19 protein-coding genes are annotated in these 17,620 nt (G+C 72.6%); 8 read left to right on the top strand and 11 right to left on the bottom strand.

What is annotated here, in order from left to right:
* Positions 1 to 103 precede the first annotated feature (103 nt).
* Complete coding sequence (locus tag ACZ38L_RS06795; protein WP_465689921.1) at positions 104 to 736, top strand: TetR/AcrR family transcriptional regulator; 633 nt, start codon at positions 104 to 106, stop codon at positions 734 to 736.
* A 4-nt stretch (positions 737 to 740) separates the two neighbouring features.
* On the opposite strand, the gene ACZ38L_RS06790 is transcribed toward ACZ38L_RS06795, so the two are convergent.
* The 7 genes from ACZ38L_RS06790 to ACZ38L_RS06760 all read right to left on the bottom strand — a co-directional run bounded on the left by ACZ38L_RS06790 (position 741) and on the right by ACZ38L_RS06760 (position 7,602).
* Positions 741 to 1,937, bottom strand: coding sequence for a nitric oxide synthase oxygenase (locus ACZ38L_RS06790; RefSeq protein WP_465689919.1), 1,197 nt, complete (start codon positions 1,935 to 1,937; stop codon positions 741 to 743).
* 135 nt (positions 1,938 to 2,072) lie between these two features.
* Positions 2,073 to 2,384 carry a hypothetical protein gene (locus ACZ38L_RS06785; RefSeq protein WP_465689917.1) on the bottom strand — a complete coding sequence of 104 codons (312 nt, stop codon included), beginning with the start codon at positions 2,382 to 2,384 and terminating at the stop codon, positions 2,073 to 2,075.
* A gap of 2 nt (positions 2,385 to 2,386) precedes the next feature.
* Entirely contained in the window at positions 2,387 to 3,301 is a 915-nt protein-coding gene (locus ACZ38L_RS06780) for an APC family permease (protein WP_465689915.1), read from the bottom strand.
* A 67-nt stretch (positions 3,302 to 3,368) separates the two neighbouring features.
* Positions 3,369 to 4,211: a TIGR03084 family metal-binding protein gene (locus ACZ38L_RS06775; RefSeq protein ID WP_465689913.1), complete on the bottom strand. Its 843-nt coding sequence runs from the start codon at positions 4,209 to 4,211 to the stop codon at positions 3,369 to 3,371.
* 195 nt (positions 4,212 to 4,406) lie between these two features.
* Positions 4,407 to 5,618 (bottom strand): serine hydrolase domain-containing protein, encoded by a 1,212-nt coding sequence (locus ACZ38L_RS06770; RefSeq protein WP_465689911.1) that lies wholly within the window; start codon positions 5,616 to 5,618, stop codon positions 4,407 to 4,409.
* Between the two features lie 126 nt (positions 5,619 to 5,744).
* Positions 5,745 to 6,929, bottom strand: coding sequence for a methyltransferase (locus ACZ38L_RS06765; protein ID WP_465689909.1), 1,185 nt, complete (start codon positions 6,927 to 6,929; stop codon positions 5,745 to 5,747).
* A 166-nt stretch (positions 6,930 to 7,095) separates the two neighbouring features.
* Positions 7,096 to 7,602, bottom strand: coding sequence for an SRPBCC family protein (locus tag ACZ38L_RS06760; RefSeq protein ID WP_465689907.1), 507 nt, complete (start codon positions 7,600 to 7,602; stop codon positions 7,096 to 7,098).
* 428 nt (positions 7,603 to 8,030) lie between these two features.
* Here ACZ38L_RS06760 and ACZ38L_RS06755 point away from each other — a divergent pair, with 428 nt between their 5' ends.
* On the top strand, positions 8,031 to 8,555 hold the full coding sequence (locus ACZ38L_RS06755) for an AAA family ATPase (RefSeq protein ID WP_465689905.1): 525 nt from the start codon (positions 8,031 to 8,033) through the stop codon (positions 8,553 to 8,555).
* Between the two features lie 139 nt (positions 8,556 to 8,694).
* Here the strand turns inward: ACZ38L_RS06755 and ACZ38L_RS06750 are convergent, their stop codons facing one another.
* Positions 8,695 to 9,270 (bottom strand): hypothetical protein, encoded by a 576-nt coding sequence (locus tag ACZ38L_RS06750; protein ID WP_465689903.1) that lies wholly within the window; start codon positions 9,268 to 9,270, stop codon positions 8,695 to 8,697.
* 193 nt (positions 9,271 to 9,463) lie between these two features.
* The gene (locus ACZ38L_RS06745) at positions 9,464 to 10,123 is read right to left on the bottom strand and encodes an NADPH-dependent F420 reductase (RefSeq protein WP_465689901.1); all 660 of its coding nucleotides are present in this window, start codon (positions 10,121 to 10,123) and stop codon (positions 9,464 to 9,466) included.
* A 108-nt stretch (positions 10,124 to 10,231) separates the two neighbouring features.
* On the opposite strand from ACZ38L_RS06745, the gene ACZ38L_RS06740 reads away from it, so the two are divergent.
* Entirely contained in the window at positions 10,232 to 10,732 is a 501-nt protein-coding gene (locus ACZ38L_RS06740; protein ID WP_465689899.1) for a MarR family winged helix-turn-helix transcriptional regulator, read from the top strand.
* A 551-nt stretch (positions 10,733 to 11,283) separates the two neighbouring features.
* On the opposite strand, the gene ACZ38L_RS06735 is transcribed toward ACZ38L_RS06740, so the two are convergent.
* Together ACZ38L_RS06735 and ACZ38L_RS06730 are read right to left on the bottom strand one after the other, a co-directional pair.
* Positions 11,284 to 11,778 carry a hypothetical protein gene (locus ACZ38L_RS06735; protein ID WP_465689897.1) on the bottom strand — a complete coding sequence of 165 codons (495 nt, stop codon included), beginning with the start codon at positions 11,776 to 11,778 and terminating at the stop codon, positions 11,284 to 11,286.
* Entirely contained in the window at positions 11,712 to 12,203 is a 492-nt protein-coding gene (locus ACZ38L_RS06730; protein WP_465689895.1) for a hypothetical protein, read from the bottom strand. The genes ACZ38L_RS06735 and ACZ38L_RS06730 overlap by 67 nt, the downstream gene beginning before the upstream one ends.
* Positions 12,204 to 12,433: 230 nt before the next feature.
* Between ACZ38L_RS06730 and argC the strand changes: the two genes are divergently transcribed.
* From argC to ACZ38L_RS06705, 5 genes are read left to right on the top strand one after another with little or no spacing between them, the layout of a single operon-like run.
* The gene (gene argC / locus ACZ38L_RS06725; RefSeq protein WP_465689893.1) at positions 12,434 to 13,462 is read left to right on the top strand and encodes an N-acetyl-gamma-glutamyl-phosphate reductase; all 1,029 of its coding nucleotides are present in this window, start codon (positions 12,434 to 12,436) and stop codon (positions 13,460 to 13,462) included.
* Entirely contained in the window at positions 13,459 to 14,646 is a 1,188-nt protein-coding gene (argJ, locus tag ACZ38L_RS06720; protein WP_465689891.1) for a bifunctional glutamate N-acetyltransferase/amino-acid acetyltransferase ArgJ, read from the top strand. The genes argC and argJ overlap by 4 nt, the downstream gene beginning before the upstream one ends.
* Before the next feature lie 37 nt (positions 14,647 to 14,683).
* The gene (argB, locus tag ACZ38L_RS06715) at positions 14,684 to 15,616 is read left to right on the top strand and encodes an acetylglutamate kinase (RefSeq protein ID WP_465689889.1); all 933 of its coding nucleotides are present in this window, start codon (positions 14,684 to 14,686) and stop codon (positions 15,614 to 15,616) included.
* Positions 15,613 to 16,914, top strand: coding sequence for an acetylornithine transaminase (locus ACZ38L_RS06710; RefSeq protein ID WP_465689887.1), 1,302 nt, complete (start codon positions 15,613 to 15,615; stop codon positions 16,912 to 16,914). Before argB ends, ACZ38L_RS06710 begins: the two co-directional genes overlap by 4 nt.
* Before the next feature lie 24 nt (positions 16,915 to 16,938).
* On the top strand, positions 16,939 to 17,484 hold the full coding sequence (locus ACZ38L_RS06705) for an arginine repressor (protein WP_396562026.1): 546 nt from the start codon (positions 16,939 to 16,941) through the stop codon (positions 17,482 to 17,484).
* Positions 17,485 to 17,620 lie beyond the last annotated feature (136 nt).

Below are 17,620 nucleotides of genomic sequence, written 5' to 3'. Positions count from 1 at the left end.
TTTTGGACTCTAGCCCGCCGACGCCATTCTGGGAAGAGGCGGCCGCCCGGGAGGAGCCGGCTGCGAGAATGCCGGTCCAGTCACCCGATCGGAGGAGAGCGTCATGGCCCGGCCCCGCACACCGCTGCTCAGTCGCGAGCGGATCGTCGCCGCCGCGCTGGCCCTGGTGGACGCCGAGGGCCTGGACGCGCTCTCCACCCGCCGGCTGGCCACCGAGCTGTCGGTCAGCGGACCGTCCCTGTACAACCACTTCGCCACCAAGGACGAGCTGCTGGACGCGGTGGTGGACAGCGTGATGGGCGAGGTGGAGCTGGGCATGTTCGACAGCGGCGCGCCCTGGCGCACCGCGCTGCACGACTGGGCCCGCTCGTACCGGGCGGCGCTCGCCGCGCACCCGCACATCGTGCCGGTTCTGGCGCAGGGGCCGGGCCGGCGGCCGAACGCGTTGCGGCTGGCCGACGCGGTCTTCGGCTGCCTGGTGCGGGCCGGCTGGCCGCGCGGCCAGGCGACCCGGATCGGCGCGCTGATGCGCTACTTCGTCACCGGCTCGGCGCTCGGCTCGTTCGCCGCCGGGTTCCCGGAGGACGCCCAGCTCTACGCGACCGAGTACCCGCACCTCGGCGAGGCGCACCGGCTGGCCGAGCACCGACGCGCGGTCGACGAGGGGGCCTTCGAGACCGGGCTGGAGGCCTTGCTGGACGGGCTGGAGCTGCGGTTCGCCCGGCTCGCGCGCTGAGCGGTCACCAGGGTGCGCGGGCCGTGAACGCCGGGCGCAGCGCCGGGTCCACCGGGTCGTAGTAGCGGTGGAAGACCGCCGTCGCCCCGCCGGAGAGCGGCGGCACGATCCAGCTCCAGTCGGCCGGGGTCGGCCGGCCCAGCCGCTGCTCCTGGGCGATGTGCTTGAGGAACCGCTCCGACTCGGTGTGGTGGTCGGCCATGGTCACGCCGGCCAGCTCGAAGGAGTGCAGCACGGCGCGGTTGAGCTCGACCAGCGTGCGGTCCCGCCAGAGCGTGCGTTCGCTGGAGGTGTCCAGGTCGAGCCGCTCGGCCAGTTCGGCCAGCAGGTCGTAGCGGTCGGCGTCGGCGAGGTTGCGGGAGCCGATCTCGGTGCCCATGTACCAGCCGTTGAACGGCGCGGCGGGGTAGTGGATGCCGCCGATCTCCAGGGTCATGTCGCTGATCGCCGGCACCGCGTACCAGCGCAGGCCCAGCCCGGCGAACCAGCGGTGGTCGGGGTGCGAGAGCGGCACCTCCAGGGTCGCGTCGTCCGGCACCTCGTACCAGTGCGGCCGCTCGCCGGGGCGCTCCTGGATCAGCAGCGGCAGGACGTCGAACCGGCCTTCGGCCGACTTCCAGCCCAGGTCCCTGGCCCGGCAGGCGAGTTGACCGCCGGCCGGATCACCGGTCCAACCGCCGTCCGGCCGCCGGTAGCCGGCGTAGCGGACCAGCTGTTGGTTGACGATCCGGGTGGCCGGACGGCCCGGGCGGTCCGGGGCGAAGACCGTGATGACCGGGCGGATCCGGCCGCCGTTGGTGGCGATCCGCAGGTGCTCGAAGCACTCCTCGGCCATCTCGTCCGCCGAGCCGGCCTCGCGGCGGTCGCGGACCACCAGGCTGCGCCAGTACAGCCGGCCGATGCAGCGCGCGGAGTTGCGCCAGGCGACCCGGGCGCCGTAGGCGAGTTCCTCGGGGGTGTGCCGGTAGGTGCCGGTCCGGGCGATCTCCTCGATCACCTGGCCGACCCGCACTTCCACGTCCCCGCCGGTGGGTTGGTCGGCGTGGAACTGGCGGACGAAGGCCTCGGCCGCCTCGGGGTCGGTGAACTCCCCGGCGGGGGGCTCCGGGGCGGTGGGGGCGGCGGGGAACGGGCCGCCGTGGCCGAGCGGGCACCCGGGGGCGGGTTCCGGTCTGCGGGGGCGTATCCGGCTGAAGATCAAGTGCGCATCCTTTCCGCCCCATGGATACCGGGAGGTGCTGGTGATGGGCCATAATCAGCCCGAATTCGCACGAAGTCACCCCGTCGCGCGCTACTCTGGCGGTTCATTGGAAGATCTTGTGATGCGCATGCCATATTAGTGGGTTCGGCGGTGCCGGGGTGTCGAGCGCCGCCGAAACCCCGACGCGGGCTCCGGCGGCGCCGTTCCGTCCGGGAGCTGGGCCGGCGGCGTCGGGGACGGTTCCGTCGTCGCGGGCGCCGCCTCCTGGGCGCGCATCCGGTCCTGCGGGCGGCTGACCGGCAGGTAGCCGAGGCCGACCAGGGAGACCGCGCCGACCCCGATCGGCGTGGCCCACACCTGGTACCAGGGCGCGCCGGGCGGCGCCAGGACGGCCCGCGGCCAGCAGACGTTCAGCACCTCCGGGCCGGTCCACAGCACCGCCAGCACGTTCAGCGGCGTCCCGAGCCGGCCGTAGCCGACCGCCCCCGCCGGCCGCCGCGCAGCCGGCCGATCGGCGCGGCCACCGTGAGCGGGAAGAACGGCAGGAAGGTGGCGGCACCGTCGAAGGTGATCAGGTTGCCCATCGCGGCGCTCCTCAGGCCGAGCGGGAGCGCCGCGCAACTGATCAGGGTGGGCGCGACCAGCCCGCCGATCGGGGCCTGGTGCTTGTTGACCAGCCGCACCCGCGCGGAGAACGGGAACGCCCCGTCCCGGGCCAGCGAGTAGAGCCCGCGTGCCGCGCCGCCCTGCGAGGCCATCAGGCAGGCGGTGAAGCTGGCCAGCACCACGGCCACGAAGGGCTTGGCCGACCGGTCATCGAACGAGCTGGTCACCGCGGTGGTCACCGGGTCGAGGTCCTTGCCGGAGACCACGGCCGCCGGGTCGGGGTGGGCGAGCGCGACGCCGACCGCGTTCAGGATCACCACCGCCCCGACGCTGAGCAGCGCGTACCACATCGCGCGCGGCACCTGGCGGCCCGCGTCCTTGGTCTCCTCGGCGGTCGACACGCAGGCGTCGAAGCCGATGAAGGCCCACCCGCCGACCGCGATCACCGCGAGGAAGGCCGCCCAGGTGCTGCTGCCGGAGGCGGCGGGTGCGCCCAGGGTGTCGGTCAGCAGGCCGAAGCCGTGCTTGCGGAAGAAGAGCAGCAGCGACACTCCGACCAGCGCCGAGGCGATCGACTCGGCGGCGATGCCGAGCGAGACGAACCAGCGCGGCAGGTTGATCCCGTAGGCGTTGACCGGGGCGCAGGCGAGGGTGAACGCGGCGGAGACCAGCACGAGTTGGGCGGGGGTGGGGGTGCGGCCCAGCAACGCGGAGGCCCAGGGGGAGGCGAGGTAGCCGACCGTGGTGTTGGCGAACATCACGGCGAACTGCCAGAGCCAGTGCTCAACGGGCCTGCGGTGCCAGGGGATTGAGCCCGGGCGGGTGCTAGCCGCGACGGGCCCGGCCCGCTCCCGGTGGTCCGGCGAAGGCCTGCGCGATCGGCAGCCAGGCCGTCGCCACCGGGCCCTCGGGGGTCAGGGCCAGGTCGGCGTGGTGACGGCGCTGGGTGACCAGCAGGCAGAAGTCCAGCGCCGGCCCGGTGATCCGGTCGGCTGCCCCGGCCGGTCCCCAGCTCCACAACTCACCAGTTGGGCCGGTGAGTTCCACTCGGACCGGCTCGGCCGGCGCGGCCAGCCCGTGCACCGTGAAGGCGAACCCCCGGGTGCGCACCCCCAGATGGGCGATGTGCCGCAGCCGTGCGGTGGGGGAGCGGACCACGCCGAGCGCGTCCGCGACGTCCTGTCCGTGCGCCCAGGTCTCCATGATCCGGGCGGTGGCCATCGAGGCCGGCTTCATCGGCGGCCCCATCCAGGGCAGTCGGGTGTCCGGCGCGGTCCGGGCCAACGCCCGCGCCAGCTCGGCCCGACCGGTGCGCCAGCCGGCCAGCAGTTCGGGGTGCGGCCGCCGGGCGCCGGCCTCGGCGCCCAGGTCCACCGCCCCGCCCAGCTCGATCCCGTCGCCCGACCCGGGTTCCGCGCCCGTGAACGAGGCTCGGGCGGCGGCGGGGAACCCCGCCGGATCGCGCACCGCGCGCAGCGACCACGTGTCGGTCCAGGCCAGATGGGCGATCTGGTGGGCAATCGTCCAGCCCGGCGCGGGAGTCGGCGTGGCCCAGCCGGTCGCATCCAACTCGGCCACCAGGCCGTCCAGGCCGTCCCCCTCGGCGATCAGGTCGGCCAGCAACTCGGCCCGGTCGGGGACATCCACGGCGGAGGACGGAGTCTGCATGCCGACACTCTGGCCCCACCGGGCGCGGCGCGCCAGACCGCCTCGCCGATGACGGCGGCCACGCGCCCCCGACCCCGAGTCCCCGGCCTGCTGCTGCCGGGTCCGCTGCCACGCCGGGGCGCCGCGCCACTCCTGCCTCCGGCACGCGTACGGCGACGCGAACCCGCTGCTGAACCGCTGCCCCGGGGCGGGAGCTCAGTCGTCGATCGCCTGGTACGTCGCCGTCCAGAAGTCCTGGCAGACCGGTGGCGGCACCGGGGAGGTGAAGGCCCGCTGGGTCAGCAGGACGGTGACCAGCTCCTCGCGCGGGTCGACCCGCCAGGTGGTGCCCAGGCCGCCGTCCCACCCGTAGCAGCCGACCGGTTCCACCGGGGTGGTTCGCCGGGTGGTGACGGCCACCCCGAAGCCCCACCCGTGGCTCTCGAAGAACCCCGGGGAGATCACGGAGAGCGCCTTCTGGCCATCCGTCAGCTGGTCGGTGACCATGGTCTCCACGGTGGGCCGGGAGAGCAACCGCCCGCCGTCGTACCGGCCGAGGCCGCGCAGCATCCGACCGAAGGCGAGCAGGTCGTCGGCGGTGGAGACCAGGCCCCCGCCACCGGAGGGGAACGCCGGTGGCCGGCTCCACTCGCCGCCGTCCGCCTCGTCGTAGACCTGCAGCGTGTCGCTGGCCGGGTCGGGGGTCCAGTAGCTGGTGGCCAGCCGGTGCAGCTGCTCCTCGTCCACCGAGAAGCCGGTGTCCGTCATGCCCAGCGGCTCGAAGATCCGCTCCCGCAGGAAGTCCTCGAAGGGCTGGCCGGCGGCCCGCGCGATCAGCACGCCGAGCACGTCGGAGCCGGTGTGGTAGAGCCAGCGCTCACCCGGCTGGTGGATCAGCGGCAGGCTGCCCAGCCGGCGGATCCACTCGTCCGGCTCCGGCGGAACGGCCGGGTGCGGCATGCCCTGGCCGAGCGCCAGCTCGTCCGCGGCGCGCTGGATCGGCCAGCTGCCGGGTGGCTGCATCAGGATGCCGAAGCCCATCCGGAAGGTGAGGAGATCACGGACGGTGATCGGACGCTCGGCGGGCACGGTGTCGTCGACCGGCCCGTCCGGACGTCGCAGCACTCGGCGGTCGGCCAGCTCCGGCAGCAGCCGGTCGACCGGTTCGTCCAGCCGTAGCCGGCACTCCTCGACCAGGATCAGCGCCGCGACGGCGGTGATCGGCTTGCTCAGCGAGGCGATCCGGAAGATGGTGTCCTGGCCGATCGGCGGCCCGCCCTGCGAACGCGCGCCGAGCGCCTCCGCGTGCACCTCGCCGCGCCGGTCGATCAGGGCCACCAGGCCGGGCACCGCGCCGCTGTCGACATGGCCGGCCAGCGCGCCGCGCAGCCGGCGGACCCTGGCCGCCGAGAACCCTCCGTCGCCCATGCCGCCACTCCTCGCCCGTAGCTGATGACGGACCGTCACCTGACGGCCCGTGGTCATCCTGCCAGGGAGGTCCGACAATCCCGCTCAGGCCGGGCGCAGGCCAGGACGTCGCGGTCGGCGACGGTCTCAGTTCTTGACGGCCCGCAGCAGCACGAACTTCGGATCGCTCGCCACCACCGCGCAGTTGCCGAACAGCCGCCGGAGCTTGACGTGGTAGCCGAGGTGCCGGTTGCCGATCACCCACAGCTCGCCGCCGGGCCGCAGTGCCCGCCGCGAGCCGGTGAACATCCGCCAGGCCGTCGCGTCGGTGGTCGCCCGGTGGCTGTGGAACGGCGGGTTGTTGAGCACCAGGTCCACCGAGCCGGCCGGGACCGCCGCCATGCCGTCGCCCACCAGGAACTCCGCGCGGGCCGTCGGGTCGGTGTTGGCCCGGAAGGTCTCCTCGGCCGAGGCCACCGCCTGGTACGACTCGTCGACGAAGACCAGCTCGGCGCCCGGGCTGGCCAGCGCGGCGGCGGTACCCAACACCCCGTTGCCGCAGCCCAGGTCGACGATCCGGGCCGGGCCGGGTCGCCGCGGCAGGTGGCCGAGGAAGAACCGGGTCCCGATGTCCAGGCGCTCGGCGCAGAACACCCCGGCGTGGTTGGTCACGGTCAGGCCGGACGCGGCCCCGAGACCGTCCGGCAGCGCGTAGCGCAGCGGCCACGGGCTGGCGGCCGGGGCGAGGGCCGGGTCCGGGGCGCAGAAGACCAGTCGCGCCTTGCGCACCGCCAGCGAGGTGCGGGTCGGGCCGAGGATCCGCTCGAAGAGCCGCAGCGTCGAGGTGTGGATCTCGGTGGTCATCCCGGTGCCGACCACCAGGGTGCCGGGATGGACGGCGGGGGCCAGCCGGTGCAGCTGGTCCTCCAGCAGCGCCAGGCTCTTCGGGACCCGGACCAGCAGCACGTCGATCCGCTCCGGCGGCGCGTCCCGGGTGGACCGCAGCTCCACCGCGTCCGGATCCGCGCCGTTGCGGGCCAGGTTGGCCCGGGTGGCCTGCCGGGTGAGGAAGGAGTCGGAGATCTGGACCGGACGGTGCGCGGCGAGCGCGGTGGTCAGCGCGCCCCACCGGTCGCCCAGCACGACCACGCACCCCGAAAGGTCGGCCGGTTCGACTGCCCCCGCGGCCTCGGCCTGCTTCCCGCTCGGTTCACCCGCCAGCCGCCGCAGCAGGTACTCGTCGGCGGCGTCCCAGGCACGCAGCCGGTCCCGGGGGTCCTCGGGGAAGCGGGTCAGGTCGAGTGCGCCCCAGGGCGTGGTGAAGCGGTTCATCGTGCCCTCAGGCTAGCCGAGCCCGCGCCACGCCCGGCAATCCGTGCGGCCCACCGGGGCCGCCGGGCTGCCCGGGCGTGGCTGAGCGCCCGAGCCGGCCGGCGAGCGTCGTGGCCGCCTCCCCGCCCGGGACCGCGTGCCTGCCGGCGCCACCCCGCCGGGGCCGTCAGCGGGGCTCGGGTCCGCGGACCGGCGCCTGCGCGGTCGGCCCGCTCGGCTCCGGCCGGGGGTGTCGGGCCAGAGCGGTGTCGGCGGCGTCGAGGATGTTGCGGAAGGTGCGGGTGATGATCGGCCGGGCGAGGAGCCGGGTGAGGAGGGGGCCGAGCAACGGGACGGGGATCTCGGCGCGGGTGGTCCAGCGGACCCGGGTGCCGCCGTCGACCTCGGTGAACGTCATGCGGCCGAGTTCGTGCCTGGACGGCGGCAGGCTGCGCTCGACGAGGTACTCGGTGGCGTACGGCGGGTCGTAGTGGGTGATGCGTTCCCGGAACCAGCCGATCAGCCAGAGGTGGTCACGCACCGCGCCGACGCCGTAGGGCGCGGTTCCGCCGTGCCGGGTCAGGCGGCAGCGCAGCACCAGGGGCGAGCTCGTGTAGTTGGTGGTCGTGGTGAGCCAGGCGAACACCTCGTCGATCGGGGCGTGGATGGTGCGTTCGACCGTCATGGTTTCCACTGCCGGTGTGCTCCTCTGTCGAGTGTGCGCACCGTGTCGGCACGGTGCGGCTTCTCCGGGTCGACCGTCGGCGGGGGACCGTGCCGCGGGCATGCCGTCGCAGGTGACGGCCTCTCGGACGCGTCGACACTCCGGTGCCACACCCGGCCCCTCTCCTCGGACGCCATCGAGACACCCCGCACCGGCGGAATCGTGACAGCCCGCCACTGTGATTCACCTCACAGCTCGGTCGCTGAGGCTGAGCGGCCGAGTTGGCCCGTGAGCGTCAGGGTTGGCCCGCCTGAGCGTCGGGCTTGGCCCGGTGGTGCGACTTTTCGAGATAGGTGACACCTGATCTTGGTGGTTGACACCACTGAGAAACACCGAAGCCGTACCGGATTTCTGCCGTGCCCGTTCCCGCGGTCCGTACAGCGCTAGCATCGGGCGGCGTGATCGTATGGCTCAACGGCACCCACGGCGCGGGCAAGACAACGACCAGTGCACTCGTGCAGCCACTGATCCCGGATTCACGGGTGTTCGACGCCGAGAAGGTCGGCGAGACACTCATGGACATCACGCCGGGGCTGCCCAGGACGGACAACTTCCAGCACTGGCCGCCGTGGCGGCAGCTCGTGGTCGAGACCGCCCGCCATGTGCTCGACTACACCGGCGGCACTCTGGTGATACCCATGACCGTCCTGGTCGAGCAGTACTGGCGTGAGATCAGCACGGGACTCGCCCAACATGCCATCCCAGTACGGCACTTCGTCCTCCACACCGACCAGGCCACCCTCCGTGGGCGCATCGCGGGGGACACTGTCCTCGGCCCCAACTCCCCATTCCGTCTCAAGTACCTTGAGCCCTACGCCGAGGCGGCCCGCACCTGGCTGCACGCCGAGGCCGAGGTCATCGACACCACACACCTCACACCCGCCGAGGCGGCCCGGCAGATCGCAGCGGCCGTCAACGGCTGAGGTCCGCCCGCCTGCGAAAAGGCTCAATCAGGGGGCCAGCTCAGCCCGGCGTTGTGGCGTTATCTACCCCGAAAAGTCGCAGGTGGCCAGGTCAACGAGCCTGCACATGTTCGAGAACCGAAGCGAGCGCGGTGAACATTCAGTACTGCGTGAGGGGCAGTCGCTGGAGAATACGGTCCAGTGTTGCAGCCCGTTCCGGATCTTCCAACCAGTTGTAGGAGGCGGCGATCTGCGCCCGGCGCGCAGTGAACTCGGGCAGCTTGTGGAACTGCTGGATCGTCATGAGTTCATCGGGCAGGGCGATGCTCATCGTCCGACTTTCCAGGTCGATGAGCGTGATCGATGTCAACGTGCCGGCGCGCCACCAGAACACCCGGGGCGAGAGGCTTCCGGGGTCGTCCTCGTAGGCGCCCTGCCCGAACTTCGCCAAGGTGTCGACGGCCTCGGCCACGTGCCTGTCGATGAGCGAGAACGCAAGGTTGTGCCGGTTCGGGACAACGAGCAGCACGCCCTCGTCCGGTATCTCGGGACCGCCGGCGGCCCGAACCGCATCCTCGAAGACGAGCGCCTTGCTGGCCGCGAACACGGACTCCGGGTGGCCAAGGATGTGGACGCCAGCGCCACCGGGCAGATCGAGGGTGTCGAAGTTGACCGGCTCGCTGAGCAGGTTGGTACGCGCGGCGGCCTCGAGGGTCTCCCACTCGACGAGGGCCACGTCGTGGTCATCGAGGACGCGGACGTTGTCCGGCGTCCTGCGCCAATCGTCAGCCGGGGTCGGCGGTGGGCGTCAGCGCCCGGCCACTCCAGCACCGTCGATCCGCCGGCCCGCCGGCCAGGCCGGGCGGCGGGTCGGTGTGTGGTGGCGTCTCCGATCCGCCGGTGGCCGATGCGGGTGTGGCGGGCGCGGGTCAGGACGGACGAGCGGACATCGGGAAGGCGCGGCGCCGGGCGTCGGCCTCGGTGTAGAGACCGGCGAACAGGGCGCCGCCCGGGTCCAGGGCCGCGGAGGCGGCCAGTGTTCCGAGGTCCAGCGGCGCGAAGCCCGCGTCCGAGATCAGGTCGGCGACCACCGCCTTGGCGGCGGCATCGTCGCCCGCATAGGCCATCGCGACCCGCACCGGCTCGAAGAAGGCGCGGGTCTCCAGCAGTTCGTCGAGGATGTGGCTGAACGCCCGGACGACCCTGGCCCCCGGCAGAAGCTCGGCGGTCCGGGTACCGGAGGTCGTCTCCGGCCCGAGCGAGCACGCCACGCGTCCCTCGGCGGAAATAGCCATCGGGTTGGTCGCATCGACCACGATCCTGCCGCTCAGCAGCGGCCCGAGCTCGGCGACCGCAGCGGCGAGCCCGGTGTACGGCACCGTGAGGAGGACCGCCTCGGCTCCTACGACGGCCTGCCGCCAGGTGCCGGCCGAGGCTCGCGGGCCGAGCTCGTCGACCAGTGGGCGCAAGCGCTCCGGGGCACGGGAGGCGAAGGCGACGGTGTGCCCGGCGCGGATCCAGTGCCTGCCGATGGGGATGCCCATGCGACCGGCACCGATGACGGCGAGACGACGGGTGATGACGGACATGGCGAAGAGGCCCTCCTGAAGTCGGGATCAGGGAACGGGAAACAACTTACAACTAGAACTATATGATCTGTAAACATTCAAGCTTGATGGAGTTGGTAGCCTGGAGACATGAGCAGCAGCCGAACGCCCGGCGAGACATCGGGTGCCGATGACGAGCGGGAACTGCGCGCCCTGGTGGCCGCCCTCGCCCGCCGGCTCGACGAACACGTCCGGGGCGCGGTCACCGACCTCGGCCTGACGACCTCCCAGGGAGTCGCCCTGCGCGAGCTGTCCGGCCCCCTGACCATGCGCGAACTCGCCGAACGGATGAGCTGCGAGCCGTCGAACACGACGTTCGTCATCGACCGCCTGCAACGAGCCGGACTGGTGGAACGCCAACCCCACCCCTCCGACCGGCGGGCCAAGCTCCTGGCCCTGACGCCGGAAGGCACGACGCTTCGCGAGCAAGCCCTGGCCCGCCTTACCGAAGGCTCACCACTGGCCCGCCTCACCCCGGAGCAACAGTCCACGCTCCAGGACCTGCTGCAACAGGCCCTCGCAGTCACCCCCGCCCACACATCGGAAGCCTCGTCCGGTATCCCGCCGGCCCAAAGCATCCTGCACACCTGATCACTCACCCAGCACCCGATCAGCGACTCGATGGTCACCAAGCAGCACCCGCCGCTGAATGCAACCGGCACGTCACCGACGGACTCAGGGGGGCAGCAGTGATCCGTTCCGACGGGGCCGGGGTGACAACCTCCGGTGCGGGACTCAAGCCCCTTCTCCCACAACCGGCCCAGTCCGAGGTAGTAGACGTGCCGGTACGGTGCAGGGCTGCGCGTCGCGGACGAGCGCGTACAGCTCGGCCCGCAGGGCCTCCATCTGCGCCTTCGTCCGGCGCGGACGTTTTACGGGGCTAGCGCTGTAAGTCACTGCTCTCCAAGGCCCTGACCAGCGAGAACGGCCGGACCACCAGATAACTCATCTGTACGGCCGCGGCAGGATGCCGGGGCACTTCTGGTGGGGTGGTCCGTCAGGCGGCTCACAGCTGGAGCAGCTCACCGATCACATCACACGGCCCCGAGCCGTGACGGCGGCGCGGGCGGCCGCCGGGCGATCGGGCTGGTCGAAGTCCTGCGGGCTCTCCTGGGGCACGCGTGAAACCTCCTCCCGGCCGTTCAGCGAACGATGCGCAGGGGGATGGTGACCTTGCCCTCGCCGCCCTCTACCCCCGAGTGCGACCGCGCACCTTCTTCTCCTGCTTCCGCTCGCTCTTCGACAGCTTGCGACCAGGCCCAGGAACGCGGACAGCACCCGCCTTGGGCCAGGGTTGGTCGAAGACACCCTCCACGGCGGGGGGTCCCCGTAGCGTCCAGGATGAGCTTGAGGTCCGGGTGCAGCGGGGCGACGCAGGCCCGCAGGTCGCCGGTGAACTCCCGGAAGTTCGCCACCCGCCGCGCGCTGTCGAGGAAGGCGAGTGGCTGACCGACCGGCCACTCCGGGGCCATCGCGCGATGGAAGTCCCCAAAGTCACGGTTCTCGTGGAAGAACCACACCGCCACCCGCCACCTCTGAGCCACCGGGCTTTCCAGGTTGAGCAGGGTGTTCAGCGGCTCTCCCGCAATGCCCTGGCGGCGCGCGCCGGGCGCCACGGCGATGTCCGAGATCTCCACGACCGCTCCCGCATCTGCCGAACCATCGGCGCGGGCAGCTGAGTGAGGGCGTGGAGCGCCCACGTCCCGGGCGGCCCGGCTTTCACCAGGCCGACGACCTGTCCGGTGGCGGTCTCCTCGGCGACGAGCGTCAGCAGCGCGCCCGCCATCAGGTCCTCGCCCGCCGCAGCCCGAGCGCTCAGCCTCCCGTACACCTCGTCCACGGTCAGGACGCCGCCCGAGATCCTCGCCAGCTCCCGAGACATCTCCCGCAAGCTCCCCTCGGCATGCCCCGTCCCGACTGGGGCGGTCGCCAGCTCCAGCAGGCGCCGGTGCGCGGCCAAGCCCTGCGCGTCATAGCCGGGGTTGGCCTGAGCCATCAACTCCAAGGCCGCGTCGATGTCGGGTGCCTGGAGAAGACGGATGCGGTGGCGGGAGGCGTCCATGTGTCGTCAGGCTCGCGCTCAACGTGTAGCCCCCTCCCGAAGCTGAGGACCAACACGATATAGGTCGAGCAAGGCGGCAGGGCCAACTGCCGCGCTCAGGCGGGCCAACCCTGACGCTCACAGGCCAACTCGGCCGCTCAGTCTCGGTCGCGCCACGGCGTGGGACCAGGTGTCCTTGCATGAATGTTCCAAGATGCGTATATTCATGCCAAGCCGAAGGAGGGAACGTCATGGCATTGCGAGTCGCCGTCGCCGGGGCCAGCGGGTACGCGGGTGGCGAGGTGCTGCGTCTGCTGCTCGGGCATCCCGAGGTCGAGATCGGTGCGCTGACCGGCGGGTCCAACGCCGGGAGCAGGCTCGGGGAGTTGCAGCCGCACCTGCCGCCGCTCGCGGACCGGGTCCTGGAGCCGACCACTCCCGAGTCGCTCGCCGGGCACGACATCGTCTTCCTCGGCCTGCCGCACGGGCAGTCGGCGGCGGTGGCCGAGGCGCTCGGCGAGGACGTGCTGGTGATCGACTGCGGGGCGGATTTCCGGCTCCAGGATGCCACGGACTGGGAACGGTTCTACGGTTCGACGCACGCCGGGACCTGGCCCTACGGCCTGCCCGAGCTGCCGGGGCACCGGGCCGCGCTGAAGGGGGCGAAGCGGATCGCCGTCCCCGGGTGCTACCCGACCGCGGTGAGCCTGGCGCTCTTCCCCGCCTACGCGGCGCGGCTGGCCGAGCCGGAGGCCGTGGTCGTCGCGGCCAGCGGGACCTCGGGCGCGGGCAAGGCGGCCAGGACGAACCTGCTCGGCAGCGAGGTGATGGGCTCGGTCACCCCGTACGGGGTGGGCGGCAGCCACCGGCACACGCCGGAGATGTCACAGAACCTCTCGCCGCTCGCGGGCGAGCCGGTCACCGTCTCGTTCACGCCGACCCTGGTGCCGATGCCGCGCGGCATCCTGGCCACCTGCTCCGCCAAGGCCAAGCCCGGCACCACCGCCGCCACCCTCCGGGCCGCGTACGCCGAGGCGTTCGACGCCGAGCCGTTCGTCCACCTGCTGCCCGAGGGGCAGTGGCCGCAGACCAAGTCGGTGTACGGCGCCAACACGGCGCTGGTCCAGGTCGCGCTGGACGAGCACGCCGGGCGGATCGTCGCGATCAGCGCGATCGACAACCTGGTCAAGGGCACCGCCGGTGGCGCGGTGCAGAGCATGAACATCGCCCTCGGCCTGCCCGAGGAACTGGGCCTTCCCGTGAACGGAGTCGCACCGTGACCAGCCAGCAGGACAGCGGACCCCGGGGCGTCGGCGTCACCGCCGCGCGCGGCTTCCGGGGCGCCGGGATCACGGCCGGCATCAAGCCCTCCGGTACCCCCGACCTCGCCCTGGTGGTCAACGACGGCCCGTCGTTCGCCGCGGCCGGCGTCTTCACCTCCAACCGGGTCAAGGCCGCACCGGTGCTCTGGTCCCAGCAGGTGCTGAAGACCGGCGAGTTGGCCGCCGTGGTACTCAACTCCGGTGGTGCCAACGCCTGCACCGGACCGCACGGGTTCCAGGACACCCACACCACCGCCGAGCGGGTCGCCGCCGGGCTCGGCGTCGGCGCCGGTGAGGTGGCGGTCTGCTCGACCGGCCTGATCGGTGAGCGGCTGCCGATGGACCTGCTGCTGCCCGGGGTCGACCAGGCGGTCAAGGCGCTGACCGAGGACGGCGGCGAGGCCGCCGCGATCGCCATCAAGACCACCGACACCGTGCACAAGACCGCCGTGGTGCGCAGCCCGCAGGGTTGGACGGTCGGTGGCATGGCCAAGGGCGCGGGCATGCTCGCCCCGGGTCTGGCCACCATGCTGGTCGTGCTCACCACCGACGCCGCCGTGCCGGCACCGGAGCTGGACCGCACGCTGCGCGCCGCCACCCGCACCACCTTCGACCGGGTGGACTCCGACGGCTGCATGTCCACCAACGACACGGTCCTGCTGCTCGCCTCCGGCGCCAGCCGGCTCACGCCCGGGGCGGCGGAGTTCGAGGACGCGGTCGGCCAGGTCTGCGCGGACCTCGCCCGGCAGCTGATCGGCGACGCCGAGGGGGCCAGCAAGGACATCCGGATCGACGTCACCGACGCGGCCACCGAGGACGAGGCGGTGCGGGTGGCCCGGGTGATCGCCCGCAACAACCTGCTCAAGTGCGCGATCCACGGCGAGGACCCCAACTGGGGGCGGGTGCTGGCGGCGATCGGGACCACCGACGCGGCCTTCGACCCGGACCGGCTGGACGTGGCGATCAACGGTGTCTGGGTCTGCCGCGACGGCGCGGTCGGCGAGGACCGCGCCCTGGTCGACATGACCGGCCGCCAGGTCGTCATCACCGCCCGGCTGAACGCCGGCCCGGCGAGCGCCACGGTGTGGACCAACGACCTCACCGCCGACTACGTGCACGAGAACAGCGCCTACTCCACCTGACCCCCGTGGGGCCCAGGGAACCAAGGGAACCGACACCGTGCAGATCGCACCCAAGGGCGAACAGGCCCGCAACAACACCGCGCTGCCCAAGGCTCTCACCCTCATCGAGGCGCTGCCCTGGCTGGAGCGCTTCCACGGCAAGACCGTGGTCATCAAGTTCGGCGGCAACGCCATGGTCGACGAGTCGCTCAAGGCGGCCTTCGCCCAGGACGTGGTCTTCCTGCGCTACGCCGGCCTGCACCCGGTCGTCGTCCACGGCGGCGGTCCGCAGATCAGCGCCCAACTGGACAAGCTGGGCATGACCTCCTCGTTCACCAACGGCCTGCGGGTGACCACGCCGGAGACCATGGACGTGGTCCGCATGGTGCTGGCCGGCCAGGTCCAGCGCGAGCTGGTCGGCCTGCTCAACGAGCACGGCCCGTTCGCCGTCGGCCTGACCGGCGAGGACGCCCACACCATGACCGCGGTCAAGCGCTTCGCCGAGGTCGACGGCGAGCCGGTGGACATCGGCCTGGTCGGCGACATCGTCAACATCGAGGCGGGCGCGGTGAAGGCGCTGATCGCCGACGGCCGGATCCCGGTGATCTCCAGCATCGCCCGCGGCGCCGACGGCCACGTCTACAACATCAACGCGGACACCGCCGCCGCCGCGCTCGCGGTCGCGCTCGACGCCGAGATGCTGGTGGTGCTCACCGACGTCGAGGGCCTCTACGCGGACTGGCCGCACTCCGACGACGTGATCAGCCAGCTCTCCGCGAGCGAGCTGGACGCCATACTGCCCGGCCTCTCCAGCGGGATGGTGCCGAAGATGGAGGGCTGCCTGCGCGCGGTCCGCTCCGGCGTGGGTACCGCCCGGGTGCTGGACGGCCGGGTGCAGCACAGCCTGCTGCTGGAGATCTTCACCGACGAGGGCATCGGCACCATGGTCGTGCCGGACGACGAGACCGAGGTCCTGGGGGGACTGGCATGAGCGGGACGGACCGGAACACGGGCACGAGCGGCAACGCCGAGCTGACCGAGCGGTTCACGCACGCCCTGGCCAACACCTACGGCACCCCGCGGCTCGCCCTGGTCCGCGGCTCCGGCGCCACCCTGTGGGACGCCGACGGCCGCGCCTACACCGACCTGGTCGGCGGCATCGCGGTCAACGCGCTCGGCACCGCGCACCCGGCCGTGGTCGCGGCGGTGACCCGGCAGATCTCCCAACTCGGCCACGTCTCCAACCTGTTCACGGCCGAGCCGACGGTCCGGCTGGCGGAGCGGCTGCTGGCGCTGTTCGACCGCCCGGGCCGGGTCTTCTTCAGCAACTCCGGCGCCGAGGCCAACGAGGCCGCGTTCAAGATCAGCCGGCTGACCGGCCGCACCCACCTGGTCGCGCTGGAGGGCGCCTTCCACGGCCGGACCATGGGCGCCCTGGCGCTCACCGGCCAGCCGGCCAAGCAGGAGCCGTTCCGGCCGCTGCCCGGCGAGGTCAGCCACGTGCCGTTCGGGGACGTCGAGGCGCTGCGCGCGGCGGTGACCACCGGGACCGCCGCCGTCGTGCTGGAGCCGATCCAGGGCGAGAACGGCGCCGTTCCGCTGCCGGCCGGCTACCTGCGGGCGGCCCGCGAGATCACCCGGGCCACCGGCACCCTGCTGATCCTGGACGAGATCCAGACCGGCATCGGCCGCACCGGCCACTGGTTCGCCCACCAGGCCGAGCCCGGCGTCGACCCGGACGTGGTCACCCTCGCCAAGGGCCTCGGCGGCGGGTTGCCGATCGGCGCCACGGTCGCCTTCGGCGAGGCCGCCGAGCTGCTGCGGCCCGGTCAGCACGGCACCACCTTCGGCGGCAACCCGGTGGTGGCCGCCGCGGCGCTCGCGGTGCTCGACACCATCGCGGCCGAGGGGCTGCTGGACCACGTCCAGAAGCTCGGCGCCCGGCTGCGCGAGGGCGTCGAGGCGATCGGCGACCCGCTGGTCTCGCACGTGCGCGGGGCCGGCCTGCTGCTCGGCATCGTGCTCACCGAGCCGGTCGCCCAGGCCGTGCAGGCGGCGGCCCAGGACGCCGGCTTCCTGGTCAACGCCGCGGTGCCGGACGCCGTCCGGCTGGTCCCGCCGTTGGTGCTCACCGAACGTGAGGCGGACGCCTTCCTGGTCGCGCTGCCGGGGATCCTGCGCGCCGCCCGGGCCGCCACCGCTCCCGTCTCCCGCCGGGACGACCGGCAAGGCGAACAGCAAGGCGAGCGGCAAGGCGACCGGCGGGACGACCCGGCCGAGCAGTCCTGAGGCCGGTCCGGGAGAATCATCACCATGACCGTGCCCCCGACCGATCAGCCCGCCACCGGCCCGACGCCGCAGGTCCCGCAGACCCGTACCGCGCGCCACCGGCGGATCGTGGACCTGCTCACCCGTCAGCCCGTGCGTTCGCAGAGCCAGCTGGCCAAGCTGCTGGCCGACGACGGTCTGGTGGTCACCCAGGCCACCCTCTCCCGGGACCTGGACGAGCTGGGCGCGGTCAAGATCCGCAACCGGGACGGCGCGCTGATCTACGCCGTCCCGGCCGAGGGCGGCGACCGCACCCCGCGCGCGCCGATGGGGGAGTCCGCCAGCGAGGGCCGGATGGCCCGGCTGGCCGCCGAGTTGATGGTTTCGGCCACCGCGTCGGGCAATCTGGTGGTGCTGCGCACCCCGCCGGGGGCCGCCCAGTTCCTCGCCTCGGCGATCGACACGGCCGAGGTGCACGAGATCATCGGCACCATCGCCGGTGACGACACGGTGCTGTTGATCAGCCGTGATCCGGCCGGCGGGCAGGCGCTGGCCGACCACCTGATGCAGTTGGCGCAGGCGAAGTCCTGACGGTGGAGCGTGGCGGACGGGCGGCGGGCGACCCGCCGTCCGTCCGGTCCAGGGGCGCGAATCGGCCAATCTCCGAGGATCGTTCCACGGCTCTTCGTGCGCATCGAAACGAAGGGTTAGGTTGTCCTCACGGAAA

It is taken from the genome of Kitasatospora sp. NPDC024654, assembly GCF_055559155.1.
This window is presented reverse-complemented; position numbering and strand designations above follow the sequence as displayed.

Bases quoted from the DNA above. Each gene is read 5' to 3' on its own strand.
- ACZ38L_RS06795 (WP_465689921.1), top strand. From the start codon at position 104: ATGGCCCGGCCCCGCACACCGCTGCTCAGTCGCGAGCGGATCGTCGCC.
- ACZ38L_RS06740 (WP_465689899.1), top strand. From the start codon at position 10,232: ATGAGCAGCAGCCGAACGCCCGGCGAGACATCGGGTGCCGATGACGAG.
- ACZ38L_RS06745 (WP_465689901.1), bottom strand. From the start codon at position 10,123: ATGTCCGTCATCACCCGTCGTCTCGCCGTCATCGGTGCCGGTCGCATG.
- ACZ38L_RS06730 (WP_465689895.1), bottom strand. From the start codon at position 12,203: ATGGACGCCTCCCGCCACCGCATCCGTCTTCTCCAGGCACCCGACATC.
- argC (WP_465689893.1), top strand. From the start codon at position 12,434: ATGGCATTGCGAGTCGCCGTCGCCGGGGCCAGCGGGTACGCGGGTGGC.
- ACZ38L_RS06705 (WP_396562026.1), top strand. From the start codon at position 16,939: ATGACCGTGCCCCCGACCGATCAGCCCGCCACCGGCCCGACGCCGCAG.
- ACZ38L_RS06710 (WP_465689887.1), top strand. From the start codon at position 15,613: ATGAGCGGGACGGACCGGAACACGGGCACGAGCGGCAACGCCGAGCTG.
- ACZ38L_RS06780 (WP_465689915.1), bottom strand. From the start codon at position 3,301: ATGTTCGCCAACACCACGGTCGGCTACCTCGCCTCCCCCTGGGCCTCC.
- ACZ38L_RS06770 (WP_465689911.1), bottom strand. From the start codon at position 5,618: ATGGGCGACGGAGGGTTCTCGGCGGCCAGGGTCCGCCGGCTGCGCGGC.
- ACZ38L_RS06775 (WP_465689913.1), bottom strand. From the start codon at position 4,211: ATGCAGACTCCGTCCTCCGCCGTGGATGTCCCCGACCGGGCCGAGTTG.
- ACZ38L_RS06765 (WP_465689909.1), bottom strand. From the start codon at position 6,929: ATGAACCGCTTCACCACGCCCTGGGGCGCACTCGACCTGACCCGCTTC.